This window comes from Pirellulales bacterium, from assembly GCA_036499395.1.
Taxonomy (GTDB): Bacteria; Planctomycetota; Planctomycetia; order Pirellulales; family JACPPG01; genus JACPPG01.
Genome location: DASYDW010000068.1, coordinates 107,091 through 121,979 on the forward strand (window position 1 = coordinate 107,091; position 14,889 = coordinate 121,979).

Annotated in this window: 12 protein-coding genes; 4 read left to right on the forward strand and 8 right to left on the reverse strand. The window is 61.1% G+C overall.

Annotation, left to right across the window (positions count from 1 at the left end; all coding sequences use genetic code 11):
- Nucleotides 1-8: 8 nt before the first annotated feature.
- The 4 genes from glnD to VGN12_13100 all read right to left on the reverse strand — a co-directional run bounded on the left by glnD (nt 9) and on the right by VGN12_13100 (nt 5,861).
- Nucleotides 9-2,657 carry a [protein-PII] uridylyltransferase gene (gene glnD, locus VGN12_13085; GenBank protein ID HEY4310379.1) on the reverse strand — a complete coding sequence of 883 codons (2,649 nt, stop codon included), beginning with the start codon at nt 2,655-2,657 and terminating at the stop codon, nt 9-11.
- A 111-nt stretch (nt 2,658-2,768) separates the two neighbouring features.
- Nucleotides 2,769-3,107, reverse strand: coding sequence for a P-II family nitrogen regulator (locus VGN12_13090; protein ID HEY4310380.1), 339 nt, complete (start codon nt 3,105-3,107; stop codon nt 2,769-2,771).
- An 89-nt stretch (nt 3,108-3,196) separates the two neighbouring features.
- On the reverse strand, nt 3,197-4,696 hold the full coding sequence (locus tag VGN12_13095; protein HEY4310381.1) for an ammonium transporter: 1,500 nt from the start codon (nt 4,694-4,696) through the stop codon (nt 3,197-3,199).
- A gap of 616 nt (nt 4,697-5,312) precedes the next feature.
- Nucleotides 5,313-5,861 carry a cob(I)yrinic acid a,c-diamide adenosyltransferase gene (locus VGN12_13100; protein HEY4310382.1) on the reverse strand — a complete coding sequence of 183 codons (549 nt, stop codon included), beginning with the start codon at nt 5,859-5,861 and terminating at the stop codon, nt 5,313-5,315.
- Nucleotides 5,862-6,009: 148 nt separating this feature from the next.
- On the opposite strand from VGN12_13100, the gene VGN12_13105 reads away from it, so the two are divergent.
- Complete coding sequence (locus VGN12_13105; GenBank protein HEY4310383.1) at nt 6,010-7,086, forward strand: biopolymer transporter Tol; 1,077 nt, start codon at nt 6,010-6,012, stop codon at nt 7,084-7,086.
- Between the two features lie 52 nt (nt 7,087-7,138).
- Here VGN12_13105 and VGN12_13110 read toward each other — a convergent pair whose 3' ends face one another.
- Nucleotides 7,139-8,548, reverse strand: coding sequence for a transglutaminase family protein (locus tag VGN12_13110; GenBank protein HEY4310384.1), 1,410 nt, complete (start codon nt 8,546-8,548; stop codon nt 7,139-7,141).
- Between the two features lie 1,040 nt (nt 8,549-9,588).
- Here VGN12_13110 and VGN12_13115 point away from each other — a divergent pair.
- Entirely contained in the window at nt 9,589-10,305 is a 717-nt protein-coding gene (locus VGN12_13115; GenBank protein HEY4310385.1) for a hypothetical protein, read from the forward strand.
- 224 nt (nt 10,306-10,529) lie between these two features.
- On the opposite strand, the gene VGN12_13120 is transcribed toward VGN12_13115, so the two are convergent.
- The 3 genes from VGN12_13120 to VGN12_13130 form a co-directional block, all read right to left on the reverse strand.
- Nucleotides 10,530-11,012 carry a phage holin family protein gene (locus VGN12_13120; GenBank protein HEY4310386.1) on the reverse strand — a complete coding sequence of 161 codons (483 nt, stop codon included), beginning with the start codon at nt 11,010-11,012 and terminating at the stop codon, nt 10,530-10,532.
- Nucleotides 10,966-11,319, reverse strand: a complete 354-nt coding sequence (locus VGN12_13125) for a hypothetical protein (protein ID HEY4310387.1) — start codon at nt 11,317-11,319, stop codon at nt 10,966-10,968. The genes VGN12_13120 and VGN12_13125 overlap by 47 nt, the downstream gene beginning before the upstream one ends.
- 77 nt (nt 11,320-11,396) lie before the next feature.
- On the reverse strand, nt 11,397-11,726 hold the full coding sequence (locus VGN12_13130; protein HEY4310388.1) for a hypothetical protein: 330 nt from the start codon (nt 11,724-11,726) through the stop codon (nt 11,397-11,399).
- A 314-nt stretch (nt 11,727-12,040) separates the two neighbouring features.
- Here VGN12_13130 and VGN12_13135 point away from each other — a divergent pair, with 314 nt between their 5' ends.
- Nucleotides 12,041-13,780: an acyl-CoA dehydrogenase family protein gene (locus tag VGN12_13135; GenBank protein HEY4310389.1), complete on the forward strand. Its 1,740-nt coding sequence runs from the start codon at nt 12,041-12,043 to the stop codon at nt 13,778-13,780.
- A gap of 94 nt (nt 13,781-13,874) precedes the next feature.
- Nucleotides 13,875-14,858, forward strand: a complete 984-nt coding sequence (locus tag VGN12_13140) for a zinc-dependent alcohol dehydrogenase family protein (GenBank protein ID HEY4310390.1) — start codon at nt 13,875-13,877, stop codon at nt 14,856-14,858.
- Nucleotides 14,859-14,889: the final 31 nt, after the last annotated feature.

The following is a 14,889-nucleotide window of genomic DNA, read 5'->3' on the forward strand; positions in this document are numbered from 1 at the left end:
CCGGCGGATTAGACCGTCTTGGCGTGGTCGGCTTCGATTTTTTCGAGCTCTTCGACGGCACTGAGCACTCGGACCCGCACCTCGTCCATGCGGTCCTCGGCGGTGACTTTCTTGCCCGACTGATCGGTGACATAGAAGACGTCAACGACCTGATCGAGATAGGTGCCGATCTTGGCCACGGAAATTGACAGGCCGAGTTCGAACAACGCCCGCGTGATTGTGTACAGCAGGCCCATGCGGTCGGCGGCAAAGAACTCGACGACGGTATAGCGATCCGAGGTGCTGTTGTCGAAGCGCACCTGCGTAGGCAACGGGCTAAGGCTAAGAGTGCTGCGTTGGCCTCCGGAGCGCCAGACGCGGCGGAACGTGGGGCGGCTGTCCGCGGGACCCTTCAGCGAGCTTTCGATCGCGCGCTCGATGTCGGCCAGGCGGCCGGCCGGGGGCTCGTGCGGGAAGTCGGGATCTGTGACCCAGAAACGATCGAAGATCAATCCATCGGCCAGGGTATTGATTTCGGCCGAGAGGATTTGCAATCCCTGGCTGGCCAACGCTCCGCACAGCTTGTGAAATACGCCGGGCGTAACGGCTTCGTGCGTGCCGACTTTGAACTCGACGGTATGCGCGTCTTGCAGATAGCGGGCCTGAACGGCCACGTCGCCAGGAGCGAGCCGGTGCAAGCGGTCGAATTCTTCGAGTATTTCATCGATGCTGGTCGTTTCGAGATAGGGGGCCGGCGCCGCGGCCAACTGCCGCTCCCACCAGGGGCGATCGACCGTGTCTTTGAGACGACCCAGCACATCCTCGCGGCGCAGGCGCAGTGAGTCTTCATTGCGCAGGGCCGGGGCATCGCCAGCCAGGTGTACCATGGCGGACCGATAAACGTCGGTCAGCACTTGCACCTTCCAGCCGTTCAGGACTCCTGGCCCCACGGCGACAAAGTCGGCAGCCGTGAGGACGAACAGCATTTGCAAGGTTTCGGGCGACCCGACCTCGACGGCGAACCGGACGATCAATTGCTGATCGCTGGTGTCGCGACGAAAGGCCAGGTGGGCCATTTGCAGATGCTTGTGGACGAGGAACTTCAGGGTTTCGGTGTCGGCCTCGTTGAGGTTCAAGCGGTGCGCGGTCTTTTCGGCGATATCGCGCCCCACGTCGCTGTGGTCTTCAGGAAACCCTTTCCCCAGATCGTGTATCAACAGGGCCAGGTGCAGCAGCCACTTGCGTTTGATCCGGCGATAGACGCGCCCCAGCGGACCCTTGTCTTGCCCAAAGTTTGCGGCCGCTTCGACCGCGCGCAGGCAATGTTCGTCAACCGTGTACTTGTGATAGTCGTTGAATTGCAATAACGATCGCGCGTGCGTGAACGCGGGAATAATGATTTCGAGCGCGCCCATTTCGTGCAGGTTACGCAGCAGCTCACCCAGCCGGGCCGGATGGTCCATCAGCGACAGGAAACGCTGCGTCACGTCCGGGGTCACTTCATCGGGCAAGTTGGGGATCGTGGCGCGGATCGCTTCACTCGTGGCGTGCGCAATCTGCTTGTCGTAACGATTAGCCACGTCGGCCAACCGCAGGATTTGCGCCAGATCGGAGCGCATCTGCTCGAGGCTGCGCGGATTGACGGAGACAAAATTACGGCTGACGCGGAAATCACGCTCGAAGCGATGACTGTAAAGCGGGCTGAAGATGTCCAGCCAACTGGGCCCCGAGCGCGCCGACGTCACGAAACGCGAGACGATATTGCTGACGCCATTGGTCATGCGGAAATATTCCTGCATGAACTGCTCGACGGGGAGCAGGCCGGCCGAGCCCTCGTAACCGTAAACCTTGGCCAACCGCATCTGTTCGGCACGGTCGAGTACATCGCTCGACTTGCCGGCCTGAAAGTGCATCTCGTTGCGCAATCGCAGCAGGAATTCGATAGCGCGACGAATATGGTCGTGATCCGATCGCGACAGGGCGCCCGCCAGGCGCAGTCCGTCGGGCTCGGTCACGCTGTGCCCGGCAAAGCCGACCCAGCGTAAAAGCTGAATATCTCGCAGGCCTCCTTGCGAACGCTTGATGTTTGGTTCGAGCAGATAGACCGTCTCGCCGTATTGCCCACGTTCCTCGCGGCGTGCATCGTCGATTTCGCCGATCAAGCGGCGGGCACGGCGGCGAGTCTGCCGCTCGAAGCGGTGCGCGTAATGGGTGTACAGCCCGACGCTGCCTGCCAGGTAGCGTGACTCGATCAGCGAGGTGCAGATCGTGGCATCCTGCCGCGCAAGCGCACAGGCGTCGCGCACCGTGCGAACGGCTTGCCCCAGGTGCAGCCCGACGTCGAACAGGTCGCGCACCATGCGCTCGGCCAAGGGGGCGACGCGGCGCGTGGCCGACTGCGTGTGCAAAATCATCAAGTCGACATCGGAAAACGGCGCGACGTCCCGGCGGCCGTAACCGCCATGGGGCACGAGCGCGACCTGCGTGGCCAGCCCATGGGGGCCGGCTTCGCCGATGTCAACGAGCGCCGCCTCGTAGAGGTCGAGGACGATCGAGTCGAACAGGTCGGTCATGGCGGCGCAGATTTGCGATCCGAAGGCGCCCCGCGCATGTCGCTGATGCAGCTTTTCGCGGCCGTCGGCGAGCCGCTGCTTATTGGCAAGAATATTCGGTCGCAATGTCGTGTCGCTCGTCGCTGATGTCTAGAACACTGTTGAAGAATGCCCTGGTGACAATCTTCAATCTCGCCCAGTGCGATCGCGCAGCCGGTGGACTTCTTCAACGGGCTGCTAAACGGCTTCTTCGCCGGTTTCTCCGGTGCGGATGCGGATCGTTTCGTCGAGGCTGACGACGAAAATTTTTCCATCGCCGATCTGCCCGGTCTGTGCGGCCCGCATAATGGTATCGATCGCGCGGCGAGCCCCTTCGCTGGGGACCACGATTTCGACTTTGACCTTGGGGACGAAGTCGACCGTGTATTCCTGGCCGCGGTACATCTCGGTGTGCCCCTTCTGGCGGCCGAATCCGCGGACCTCGGAAATCGTCATGCCCTGAATGCCTTCGGCCGCGAGGGCGTTTTTGACGTCCTCCAGCTTGAAGTGGCGAATGATGGCTTCGATCTTCTTCATCGCATATCTCCTGCAAGGCTCGCAAGCCGGGAGCTTTTTTCAGCAGCCGCTTGCGATCTCCCTAAAGTATGGAATTACGTCGCGCGAAATCAAATGAATATGTAGCCTTCTTCGCCGTGCTGGCTGAGGTCCAGGCCCTGGATTTCCTCGCGTTGCGAAACTCGCAGCCCCATCGCGACGTCCAGCACCTTGAGCAGGACGAACGTGCCGATGGCCGCCACGCCCCAGGTGATGAGGGCCGCCACGGTTTGGGTCAGGATTCCTGGCTGATCGAGAGCCGTGGTGGCGGCGCCGGTTTTCAATTCTTCCAGCAGGCCCAGTGGGACGGCGCCACCGCCGACGATTTTCGTGGCAAAGACCCCGGTCAGAATCGCGCCCAGCGTGCCGCCCACACCGTGGACACCAAAGGCGTCGAGCGAATCGTCGTAGCCCAATTTTGTCTTCAAAGTTGTGCAGGCGACGAAGCAGACGACGCCGGCCGTGGCTCCCATCACCAGTGCCGCCATCGGCTGTACGAAGCCCGAGGCGGGTGTAATGCAAACCAATCCTGCCACGACGCCGGAGCAGGTTCCCAGCACGCTGGGCTTGCCGCGGGTGAGCCATTCCATAATAGCCCAGGCCAGCCCTCCGGCTGCGGCGGCAAAGTGCGTAGCGGTGAAAGCGGCGGCAGCCTGTTCCGTAGCGGCCAGGGCGCTGCCGGCGTTGAAACCGAACCAGCCGACCCATAACAGCGCGGCTCCGGTCGTGGTGTAAGTCAAATTGTGGGGTGGCATCGGCTCGGAGCGGAATCCGAGGCGGCGGCCCATAACCAGTGCGCACACCAATGCTGAGATGCCGGAGCTGATGTGTACGACGGTACCTCCGGCAAAATCCAAAGCGCCGACCCAGGCGCCGTCAGCCTTTTTGCCGCCGGGGATATCCCAGGCCAGCAGACCGCCGTCCCAGACCCAATGACACAAGGGACAGTAGATCAACGTCCCCCACAGGATCATGAAGACGACCATCGTGCTGAACTTCATGCGCTCGGCAAAGGCGCCGCAGATCAGCGCCGGCGTGATGATGAAGAACATGCCCTGGAACAGCATGTGGGTGAGACGCGGGATCGTCCCTTCGATGGGATAGACGACGACGCCGTCTGCATTCTCGAACGGCTGCACGTTTCGCATGAACAGGTAATCAGCGTTGCCGATCCAGCGGCTGTACGTTGCGTCGCCCGGCGAACCGCCGAAGGCTAGCGAATATCCCCACAAGGCCCAAATAACGGTCATCATTGCCATCAGAAAGACGCACTGCATCATGACGCTGAGGACGTTCTTTTTTCGCACCAGGCCGCAGTAAAAGAGGGCCAGCCCCGGCGCCGTCATCATCAGCACCAGCGCCGAGGAAACGAGCATCCAGGCGTGATCCCCCTTGTCGATCGGCTGTGGCCCTGGTTCGACGTGCGAGCTTTCGGGCGTTTCATTCGTTACCGCGGGAGCGCCGGCGGCGGCCGGGGCGTTTTCGGGCTCTTGCGCATGGATTGTGGCGATGCCGATCGTTACGAGCCAACACGCGCATACGAATGCCGCGAAGTATCTGGTCGCCGACATGCAAAGCCCTCCCCGCGAAAAGGAACGTATCCGACGTCACGGCACAGTTGCCGGAACGGAGCATGCCCCTGAGTCACCAAGCAACTCTGCATTGCCAGGTTGAATTGCTACAGATCGCGTCCGCCACGAGCGATTGATCCGCATAAGTCCTGCACGGCGCGGAGGGATACTCGAAATCGCCCCTCCCTCGGGTACACCGCGCGGCCAGCCCAGTCCGCATCTCTATGGCACACAAGTTACCCGGCGACTGGCGGAATAGTAAAGCGGTATCTGAGCCGGAGCATGTCTAAAAAAGAAAGTCTGTCGTTAACGCCAATGCGGCGGTCTCGTCATTGAGAATACGAAAAGCCAGAGCGAGGCCGCCCAAACCAGGAGGAGCGGCCCTGCCAGCCGAAGTAGGAAGCCCAAAAGAGCAACGGTGGCACGTTGTGCAGGGTTCCGGTGCCGCGATAGCGGGACATAGCCGAAATAAGTCACGGCGATGCCGAGTAGAGGGATCAGGATCAGTTGCATCGGTCGCAATTCGCTTTTGTTGCGATTTCAGCGCATTGGCCCAACTCTGGCTGCTCAAACACTTCCTTCTGCCGAGCCGATTATGTAGGTCGTTGCGTTTGTACTAAGGCGAAGACTTTTGCCAAGGGACGTCGTTGCACCCTTGCGATTGATTGGTCGACCGCGCCAGGACAAAAAGGAGGTCGCTTAAGCGATTCAAGTAAATAACGAGCGTCGGTGATATCGTCTCGGTCGTGGCGAGGGTGACTAAGCGGCGTTCGGCGCGGCGGCACACAGTGCGTGCCAGGTGCATTAATGCCGCGGGACGGGTGCCGCCAGGCAGGATGAACTGGCGCAACGGGGCGAGATGAGCCTCGTGCTGGTCGATGGCCTCTTCCAACGCCGCGATGTTCTTGGGACCCAGGGTCGCGGTGTTCTTCGCCTGCGGGTTTGGCGTCGCCAGTTCGGCCCCCACGTCAAAGAGTTCATTTTGGATGCGGGCCAGCAGCGCGTCGATGTCTGGGGCCAGCGTTTCACAGCGCACGAGTCCCAACAGCGCGTTGAGCTCGTCGACCGTGCCGTAGGCTTCGATCCGAGGCGCATCCTTCGGCACACGCGGACCGCCGAAAAGTCCGGTCTCGCCTGCGTCTCCGGTCTTTGTGTAGATCTTCATCAAAGGCACCTGCGGAGGCAAATTGGCGTGGGCGGCGTCGGCGTGCTAGAGGGACGACCTGCGACTATAATCTTCGAATCAAGCGTACCAAATTCACGCTGCGCCCGGGCGGTGAACGCTCGTTGTATTTCTGGAGGAGCCGAAGTTGATGATTCGCAATCTTTACCGTTCGTTGCAATTCCTGTGCTTGCTCGTGGTTGGCGCCGCTTGTGGATTTGCCGCAGCCCGAAGCGCCGTGGCACAGGAATCGATCGAGAGCAAGTTCCTGAGCAACGTGCGGCAAGTGACCGACGGCTTCGTGAAGGCGGGCGAGGGATACTTTTCGCCCGACGGCAATGAGATCATCTATCAAGCCGTGCCGAAGGACTATCCCTTTTATCAAATCTACCGGCAAAAGCTCTCTGGCGACGTGCCGCATCGTGTGAGCACGGGGCGCGGCCGTACGACATGCGCCAATTTTCGGCCGGATGGCAAAAAGCTGATTTACGCGTCGAGCCATCTCGACCCGCAACTCGACAAGACCGAAAAGGACGAACGCCGCCAGCAGGCCGAAGACGCCAAGGCTGGCCGGCGCCGACGTTATGAGTGGAATTTCGACCCGTACATGGACATCTTTACTGCCGACACTGACGGTGGGCACTTGCAGCAGTCGACCGACTCGCCTGGCTACGATGCCGAGGGGGCTTACTCACCGGATGGCAAGCAGATTGTGTTTTGCAGCACGCGCGACGGCGATCCCGATATTTACGTGATGGATGCCGACGGTGCTAACGTCCGCCAGTTGCCCAATACGCCCGGCTACGACGGTGGGCCGTTCTTTTCGCCAGATGGGAAATGGGTTGTGTTTCGCAGCGACCGCGACAAGGAAGGTTTCTTGCAGATCTACGTGATCGGCGCTGATGGCGCGAACGAAACGCCGCTGACCTCGAATCCGAACAGCGTCAATTGGGCTCCCTATTGGCACCCGACGCAGCCGTATATCATCTGGACCGGCGCCGACCATAGCGATCCCGAGGCCCGACCGAACTATGACCTGTGGTTGATGCACTTCGGAAAGCGCGACGGTAAGATTCAGCCCGGTCCAATTACTCGGGTGACCGACAATCCGACGGCGGACGTGCTGCCGGTCTTTTCGCCGGATGCGAAACAATTGATGTGGACGTCGAATCGAACGCCCGATCATGCGAGCCAGCTATTCATCGGGGATTTCAAGCTTCCCGAGTAACACCTAGGTTCGGCAGCACGTACCGGGGCTCGGCGGTTCACAGCCGGTTGCGCTAGCGTTGTTCGTCGACGACGTCGATCTTCAGCTTCCCCAGTACCTGCATGACGGGCAGGAACGTCGCAAACGCGGTTTCGTCCTGCAGGCTGCTGGTGGCCAACTTCAAATGCCCTGCGCTGACGCCTCCCCGGCCCAGCGTGCCATCCAGGCCGATCCAATGGCCGTCGACGAAGGCTTCGGTCCACATGTGGAACGCGAAGGCCTGAACGCTCGACACGTAAACCATGCCGATCGCGACGCGTGCCGGTATGCCTTGGGCCCGCAAGAGCGCCGCGAGCAGGACGGCGTGCTCGGTGCAATCCCCCTCCAGAGTCTTGGCCACTTCCGAGGCGGTGGCGAACGTTTGCGAATAGTTCTTTTCAGTCACGTGTCCGTGAACGTAGCGCTCGAGAGCCACGGCGCTGGGGCCTGCGCCTTGCACATTTTTCATAGCTTCCTTGGCCATGGCGATGATGCGGGGATCATCACTTTGGACAATACTGCTCGCGCGCCGGTCGTCGTCCGATGGTTTGCCGGCTGAGATCGCGTTGTGCGGCGCGTCGTCGGGACGAATCGCGCGGACCGTGACCTCGGAGTCGCGGTCGTTGATTCGATGGACCGACTGACTCTCATCATTGACGAAGATTTCGGCAGGATCCGCGTCATCCAGGTGCACGCGATAGCGGATCTGCTTGGCGCCGTGCGCGTCGGCAGGCGGGTGCGAGAGCTTTACGAGGGATTGTTTCCCAAGATCGAGAGCCTGTGCTGACGTGCCGCGCAACGCGATTGCTTTGGTCGTGCGATAGGACGTCTGATTCATCGACGGTGTGGATGATTTTAGCGTCTGCCCCGTGGTGTCGGTCCATTGAATACCCTCGATCGGCGCGGCACCCGGGAGCGTGGTTTTGGTTTCGATTCGCAGCAACTCGCGCTTTTCCTTGAGCAGCTCGGTTGCTTCGAGCCGTACGGCGCGCAGTTCGGTCTTTGCGATTTGATTGAAGATCGGCATCAACGTCGAAATCGCGCGCGTCTCGCCCGGCTGCATGGGCTGATCGCGAAGGCTTTCCTCAATGGCGAAATAGCCTCCGGTCGTGCGCGGCCAGGCGAGGGTGGTCTGCCGCTTTTGACCGCCGGACTCGGTTGTAATCTGCATCTTGTCGCCGGCCAGTTCGCCCCGCGTAACGTTGGGCGTTGGCCCCAGCCTGGTATCCGAGGAAAAACTGCGCACCAGCCCGGCCGAGGTTTCGACAACGGACATGCGTGCTTCGGAAACTGTCTCTTCGCCGAATCGTTTGATCGAGAGGTGCAGCAGGCCCTCGGCCCGGATCAGGTCGGGGGCGTCCGCGACGGCTTGCCAGCGGGTATAGCCGTAACCCAACTGGGCGTCGCCGATGTAATAGACGTCCCATTCCTCGCGGTCGAGCAATTTCGACCGTCGAGTGTCGGCGCTCGCGCCTGCTCTGGTAGCACTTTCCGCGGAAGAGGCGGGAGGCGGAGCGGCCTTCAGCACTGCGGACAGACCGCATATTTCCGGGACCAAGTCGAACGATAGCACCGATATTACGGCCGCAAAAACTAGCGCCGGCACCGGCCACTGGATTATTGGCCGCATGACTCTAGGATTGGCTGACGAGGCGGGGTGGCCGGTTATGTTTTTCACCGGGGTCGTGCTCCTGGTTCCAGGATCGATGGTTCGGCCCAAACGCATGCGCGGTTTCTGACGAACGTCTCGTTGGCCTGTATTCGAGTTGATGGCCGGCAGTCGGCCTGACTGGTAGTACTCGATCCAACTTGACTCTCGGAACCTTCGCAAAACAAATCGAACGAAATATAGTCACCACGCGTACCGTAGTGGTAGCAGTGGTTACAGGGCTGGTACCTGAAGGACTTGTACCAGCCAACATTCGATCGGCCGATGCCACCAGTACGGATGGTAACGGGCGACGATCGAAGGATACGTACAATTCGACGCTGATCAGGGAAGTCTTTTCGCACGCAGGCACGCGTGAGAGAGGCTTCCTTTTTTGTTGCCCTTGCGGAACAGGAGATGCGAGTTTTTCAACTACGTGAGATGCAACGAGATTTGAAGCCGGCCGAACAAGCATTTCTGCGCGACAACCAAGACATTTCTCCGCGACACACGAGCTGGTTTGGCTCCTGATCTCAGGGCGAGTGCTAAACTAATTTTTAGGAACAACAGTTCACGATCCAGCGACCATTTGCCCGTTGTCGTGTCCCTCGGAATGAGGGGGGGCACGACGGGGGAAATCGGGTGCCAGAAACCATTATAAGCCTGGGGCCGATCGTAGGACTTCTACGGCTGCCCGGCCCGGAACGTCAGGATTTCGTGAGGACGCACCCCGGGCGTGAATGGAACAGTGACCTAGTGTTTTTTGAGGATTCGGTCAATCGCCGGCCGTATCGACGCATTGTTTGCCCACACAACTGATTCGGGACCCTCGATCCATGGGCTTTTTGAAACGCTTTTTCCGCAATGTCTTCCGCGATGGCGCTGCCCCGACGGGTACCAGCAGCTTCGAGCAATTGAGCGAAGCTGATTTGGAAGCCCATCTCGGCGTGGGTCGCTATGGCGATTTCACGCTGACCGACGCGATTCGTCCGTCGTACGACTTGCAGGTAGTGCCTCGCCAGGGTTACCGGCACGACATGTACAACGACGCCGACAATCGCTGCTCGGTGCCGGTGTTGATGGGCGCGGCCTCGCGCGAGGAATTGTTCGAGATTTTCATGGACCTGCTCGATCCGTTGGGACCCGAGGTCGACGTTGTACTCGAAACGAGCCACAACCGCGAAGCGCGCGGGCATGTGGATCTGTACCGCGAGCACATCGACATGCCGGTGCTAAAGAGCATCCTCTGGGACTACGAAGATCTGCTGTTGAACGATGGCTGCGTAGGCATTGCCGTACTGAATCCTGCAGTGCCGCAGGAAGTGCAATTCGACGAGCACAAGCTGCTGATCGTTTACGGCGAGGATCTGACCCATTTCGAGAACGTCTTCCGCGAACGCAGCATGCCGTGCGACGACCAGATGAAATTCATCACCGAAGCCGAGCATGTTCATTCGTCGAGCGACAACTACTTCCGCGAATTCGAAGAGTTGCGGACGCGGTTGGGCATGGACTCGATGTGCGACCAGGACGCCATGCCAGGGGTTGGTTAATCCCCAGGCTGTTGGCGGGCAGGGCGCGTCCGCCTCGCCTGTCCATCAAAGACGTTTAGCCGCAGATTTCACCGATTACGCAGATGACTTCCCTGGGGTGGTTTGATGCTGCCGCCGGCGTCTTCAAATCTGCGTCTATCTGCGCAATCTGCGGATGAGCTTTCTTGGGACTGCTACGTGGCAAGTTCGCACGTACGCTGGCCAGGAAATGTCGGAGAGCGAGCCTAGCGGCTCTTCGGCTTAACGGACGCCGTGAGCGATTCGACCCAGGCCTGATCCTCTTGCAGGACCTCGAGCGTTTCTTCCAGGCCGACGAAATGCCGTTGGAATCGGCGCCATCCCAACCAGGCAACGGCCCCGGCAGCCACGACCAGGGTGGCAAAGGAAATGAAGAGCCAGCCGGTCACGCTGAGCCCTAGAACGCCTCCCAGGGCGTTTGCCGTGGCGACGACGAGCACCGGCAAGGAAATCAGGGCCAGCAGTCCCGCAATCACCAGAGCGACGACCAGACGTCGTACGTCGGCAAAGGCGGTTACCAGTTCCAGCCGGGCGAGTTCCCAGCGGATAGCGACCAAGGCGCGCAGCTCCTCGCGAAGCCGACCGAGGTCAGCCATCGTTGGGCCAAAAAGTGAGTCCTTGTCTTGCGCCATCAAATTCGGATTATTCGGAATCGAGGTCGTCGGGCTGTCGGAGGCTGGACCATACACCCAGTAGTTCGTTGAGTGCGCCTCGACGTACCGAGGTGAGCCCCCAATTGATTAGGCTTGTCGCGATCGTCCTCGGCAGGCGTCGGCCGGGGCGGACTGCGGTGAGCAAAATGCCCACGCCGAACGAGACCCCCAGCGCCGCGACCGGGAACTGTTGTACGTAAGTTCGCCAGGAAGTCAGCCGGCGGCGTTGTTGCTCCAGGTCGCTGATCGTCGCGCGGGTTGCAGCCCGCGACTGCGCGATTTCCGCCCGCAATTGCCGCTTGCGCGAAGCAATCTCGGCATCAATGACGCGACGGGAGACCATCTGCGGAACCTTGGGAATGCGCGAAGGAATCGAGCCGTCGTCCGGGCTAGGAGCACGTCCTGCGCCGCGAACGACTCTTAGCGGCGAAAAATCTTTCCGGCAAACCACCCGCAAGCGAGCGCGGCGACAACGCCAGCGCCCGGGTATTTTCGCACCAGTTCCAGGGCCGTGGAAAGGAAGTCGCCGGTGTTACGGCGGCGAGCATCGTGTACATCCGCCACGGCCTGCTCGCGCATCTCGTGGTAGTGCGCCTTGGCATGTTCGAACTGTGCTTGAGCCTGCCGAAGGGCTTCCTCAGCGGCGCGTACTTCGGGACGCTCGTCGAGTTTTCGACCCAGGCTTTCAAATGTCCCGGGCGTCGCTGCCGCATCGGCCGGATGTCGGGCTTCGTGGTCGGGATCGCTCATAGTGGGTAAGCCTCGCTTGCTGCGGATTTTCAGGCGTGTTACCGCCGGTTTCGTGCCGCCGGACGCCTGTTTGAACGTAGCTTACAGCGGTGCGGTCCACAATTCGGGCCAGACCGGCCGATTGGGGCCGCATAGACCGGATATCTGGTGCCGTAGGCAGTAGGCAGAGGGCAGCGAGTCTGGGCGGTGACCTTTGATTGTTAGGGGGACGGCCAGGGATACAATGCACGGCTGGTCCTTGATCGCATCATTTCCCGCCGCGTGGAATTTTCGGGACCGAATTCCTGCGGCACAAAATCGCGTGAGCTTATCCTGTGGCGAACTTCTTTCAGGATGCGCCGGTTCTGGCCAATCAATACGACGACGATCATGTCCTGCGTCGTTTTTTGACGCGCCGTCTGCCGGCCGAGATGCTGGCCGAGATCGAGCCTGACTTGCATCGCTTCGGACAGCGGGTCGCGAGCGACGTGTTGGCGATGGGCGAGGACGCCCATGCCCACGAGCCGGAGCTGGTGCAGTTCGACCCGTGGGGACGGCGCATCGATCGAATCGACACGGCGCAAGGCTGGCAAGATCTGGAGCGCGTGAGCGCCGAGGAAGGGCTGATCGCGATCGGCTACGAGCGGAAGCTCGGCGCGCTGTCGCGGATCTATCAGTTCGCCAAGCTCTATTTATTCAATCCTTCGTCAGCCACTTATTCTTGCCCCTTGGCCATGACTGATGGGGCCGCCAGGCTGATCGAAGTGATGCGCGACAAGGAATTGCAAGCTGGCGCGTTTCGCCATTTGACGTCGCGCGATCCGCAGCAATTCTGGACCAGCGGACAATGGATGACTGAGCGCACCGGCGGCTCGGACGTCGGCCGTACGGAAACCGTCGCCCGACATGATGCTGGACCGTGGTATCAGCTGCACGGAACAAAATGGTTCACCTCGGCCACGACGGCGCAGATGACCATGACCCTGGCCCGGATCGAGGATGAGAGCGGCAAGTCAACGCCCGGCAGCCGGGGCCTGAGCCTGTTCTATCTCGAAACGCGTCAGCCATCGGGCGAATTGAACCACATCCTGATCCATCGCCTGAAAGACAAGCTGGGCACGCGCAGCCTGCCGACGGCCGAGTTGAGCTTGGAGGGGACGCGGGCCAAGTTGCTTGGTGAGACGGGGGACGGCGTCAAAAATATCACGACGCTCGTCAACATCACGCGACTGCACAACGTGATTGGCGCGATCTCGGGAATGCGCCGGGGCCTCGCCTTGGCGCGTGATTACGCCCAGCGGCGCGAGGCGTTCGGCAAATTCTTGATCGATCAGCCGCTGCACGTCGAGACGCTGGCCGACTTGGCCATAGAATTTCAGGCCGGATTTCAGTTGGCGTTCCGCGCGCTCGATCTGTTGGGAAAAGAAGAATGCGGCGCCGCGACCAGCGAAGAGTCGGCGGTGCTGCGGCTGCTTACCCCGTTGGCAAAGCTGTACACGGCCCGACAATCGGTCGCCTCGGCCAGCGAGGTCGTTGAAGGATTTGGCGGGGCGGGCTACGTCGAGAACACGGGCTTTCCGCGGTTGCTGCGCGACGCGCAGGTCCTGTCGATCTGGGAAGGGACGACCAACGTGTTGAGCCTCGACGCGCTGCGCGCGATCGAGAAATCGGACGCGTTCGGTCCGTTTATGGCCGAGGTCGACGAGCTGCTGTCGGGCGTGACTCTCAGCGATTTGGCTCCGGCCGTTGCTCGAGCAGCCGAAGCAGCCCGGCAGGTGCGCGCCTTTTTGCCGGCGGCGCTGGCCGAAGGGCGCGACTATCAGCAAGCCGGCGCTCGAGCGTTCGCCTATAGCCTGGCGCGAGTCATGGCCGCGGCCCTGTTACTGGACGACGCACAGTGGAATTTTCAGGCGGATGGCGATGCGCGGGCCATTGTGGTGGCGCGCCGCTGGTGCGCCCGGCAGTTGGCGCCGCTTATGTCCGCGGATCGGGCCTGGCGCGCCGAGAGCGAGGCCTTGGCCCGCGATCTGCCGCTTGCCGAGCGCGGAGCCGCGGCCGGTTCCAGGAAATCGTGAGCGATCTTCTTACTCGCCACGTAATCGGACGCGGTCCGCTGAGTCTTTACAGTCGATTCTTTTTCATTTTCAAGACACTTCGCAGGGCATACGCATGAAGGCCGTTCAGATCGAGGCGTTTGGGAATCCGTTGGAAGTCGCGAAGTGCGTCGAATTACCGGATCCGGTCGCTCCGGCAGCCGGGCAGGCCATCGTGGCGCTCGAGGCGTCGCCGATCAATCCTTCGGACGTACTGACGCTATCGGCGCAGTACGGCATTCTGCCGAAGTTACCCGCCGTGCCGGGTAACGAAGGGCTGGGACGCGTCCTCGAAGTCGGCCCCGAAGTGAAGAACGTGAAAGTCGGCGACATCGTGTTGCTGCCGGCCGGCGTGGGCGCGTGGCGCGAAAAGATGCTGGTGCCCGCCGCGCGTCTGGTGCCGATGCCGGCGAACGCCGATCGCCAGCAGCTGGCGATGCTGACCGTGAATCCGCCGACCGCGCTACTAATGCTTCGCGACATTGTCGATTTGAAGCCCGGCGAGTGGGTCATTCAGAATGCTGCTAATTCAGGCGTGGGGTCGTACTTGATCACGCTGGCGCGGCGACGCCAACTAAAGACCGTCAACGTCGTAAGGCGTGAAGCGCTGGTCGAGCCGCTAAAGAAGCTGGGGGCCGATGTGGTCGTGGTTGACGGGCCCGACTTGCACAAAAAAATTGCCGAAGCGACGGGGAAAGCCACGATCCGGTTGGCGATCGACGCCGTGGGGGGCGAAGCGACGGGGCGCTTGGCGCATAGCGTTTCGCCCGGCGGCACGGTGGTGAACTATGGCGCCCTGTCGGGACAGCCGTGCATCGTGACTCAACAGGATGTGATCTTTCGCAGCGTGACGCTGCGTGGATTTTGGCTGGCGCATTGGTTCAATCAGGCAACGCCGGCGGATCAGATGGCCGTCTTTGGCGAGCTGATCAAACTGGTTGCCGAGGGGACCCTGCGCACCGAGGTCGAAGCGGCCTACCCGCTGTCGAAGATCACCGAAGCGCTCGCCCATGCGATGAAGTCGGGACGCGACGGCAAAATCCTACTCACGGCCGGCTAGTCGCGAGATTTCTTAATCGGGTCGCCTGCGC

Coding starts and splice junctions, on each gene's coding strand:
- VGN12_13090 (HEY4310380.1), bottom strand. CDS start 3,107: ATGAAGAAGATCGAAGCCATCATTCGCCACTTCAAGCTGGAGGACGTC.
- VGN12_13095 (HEY4310381.1), bottom strand. CDS start 4,696: ATGTCGGCGACCAGATACTTCGCGGCATTCGTATGCGCGTGTTGGCTC.
- VGN12_13100 (HEY4310382.1), bottom strand. CDS start 5,861: ATGAAGATCTACACAAAGACCGGAGACGCAGGCGAGACCGGACTTTTC.
- VGN12_13105 (HEY4310383.1), top strand. CDS start 6,010: ATGATTCGCAATCTTTACCGTTCGTTGCAATTCCTGTGCTTGCTCGTG.
- VGN12_13115 (HEY4310385.1), top strand. CDS start 9,589: ATGGGCTTTTTGAAACGCTTTTTCCGCAATGTCTTCCGCGATGGCGCT.
- VGN12_13125 (HEY4310387.1), bottom strand. CDS start 11,319: ATGGTCTCCCGTCGCGTCATTGATGCCGAGATTGCTTCGCGCAAGCGG.
- VGN12_13130 (HEY4310388.1), bottom strand. CDS start 11,726: ATGAGCGATCCCGACCACGAAGCCCGACATCCGGCCGATGCGGCAGCG.
- VGN12_13140 (HEY4310390.1), top strand. CDS start 13,875: ATGAAGGCCGTTCAGATCGAGGCGTTTGGGAATCCGTTGGAAGTCGCG.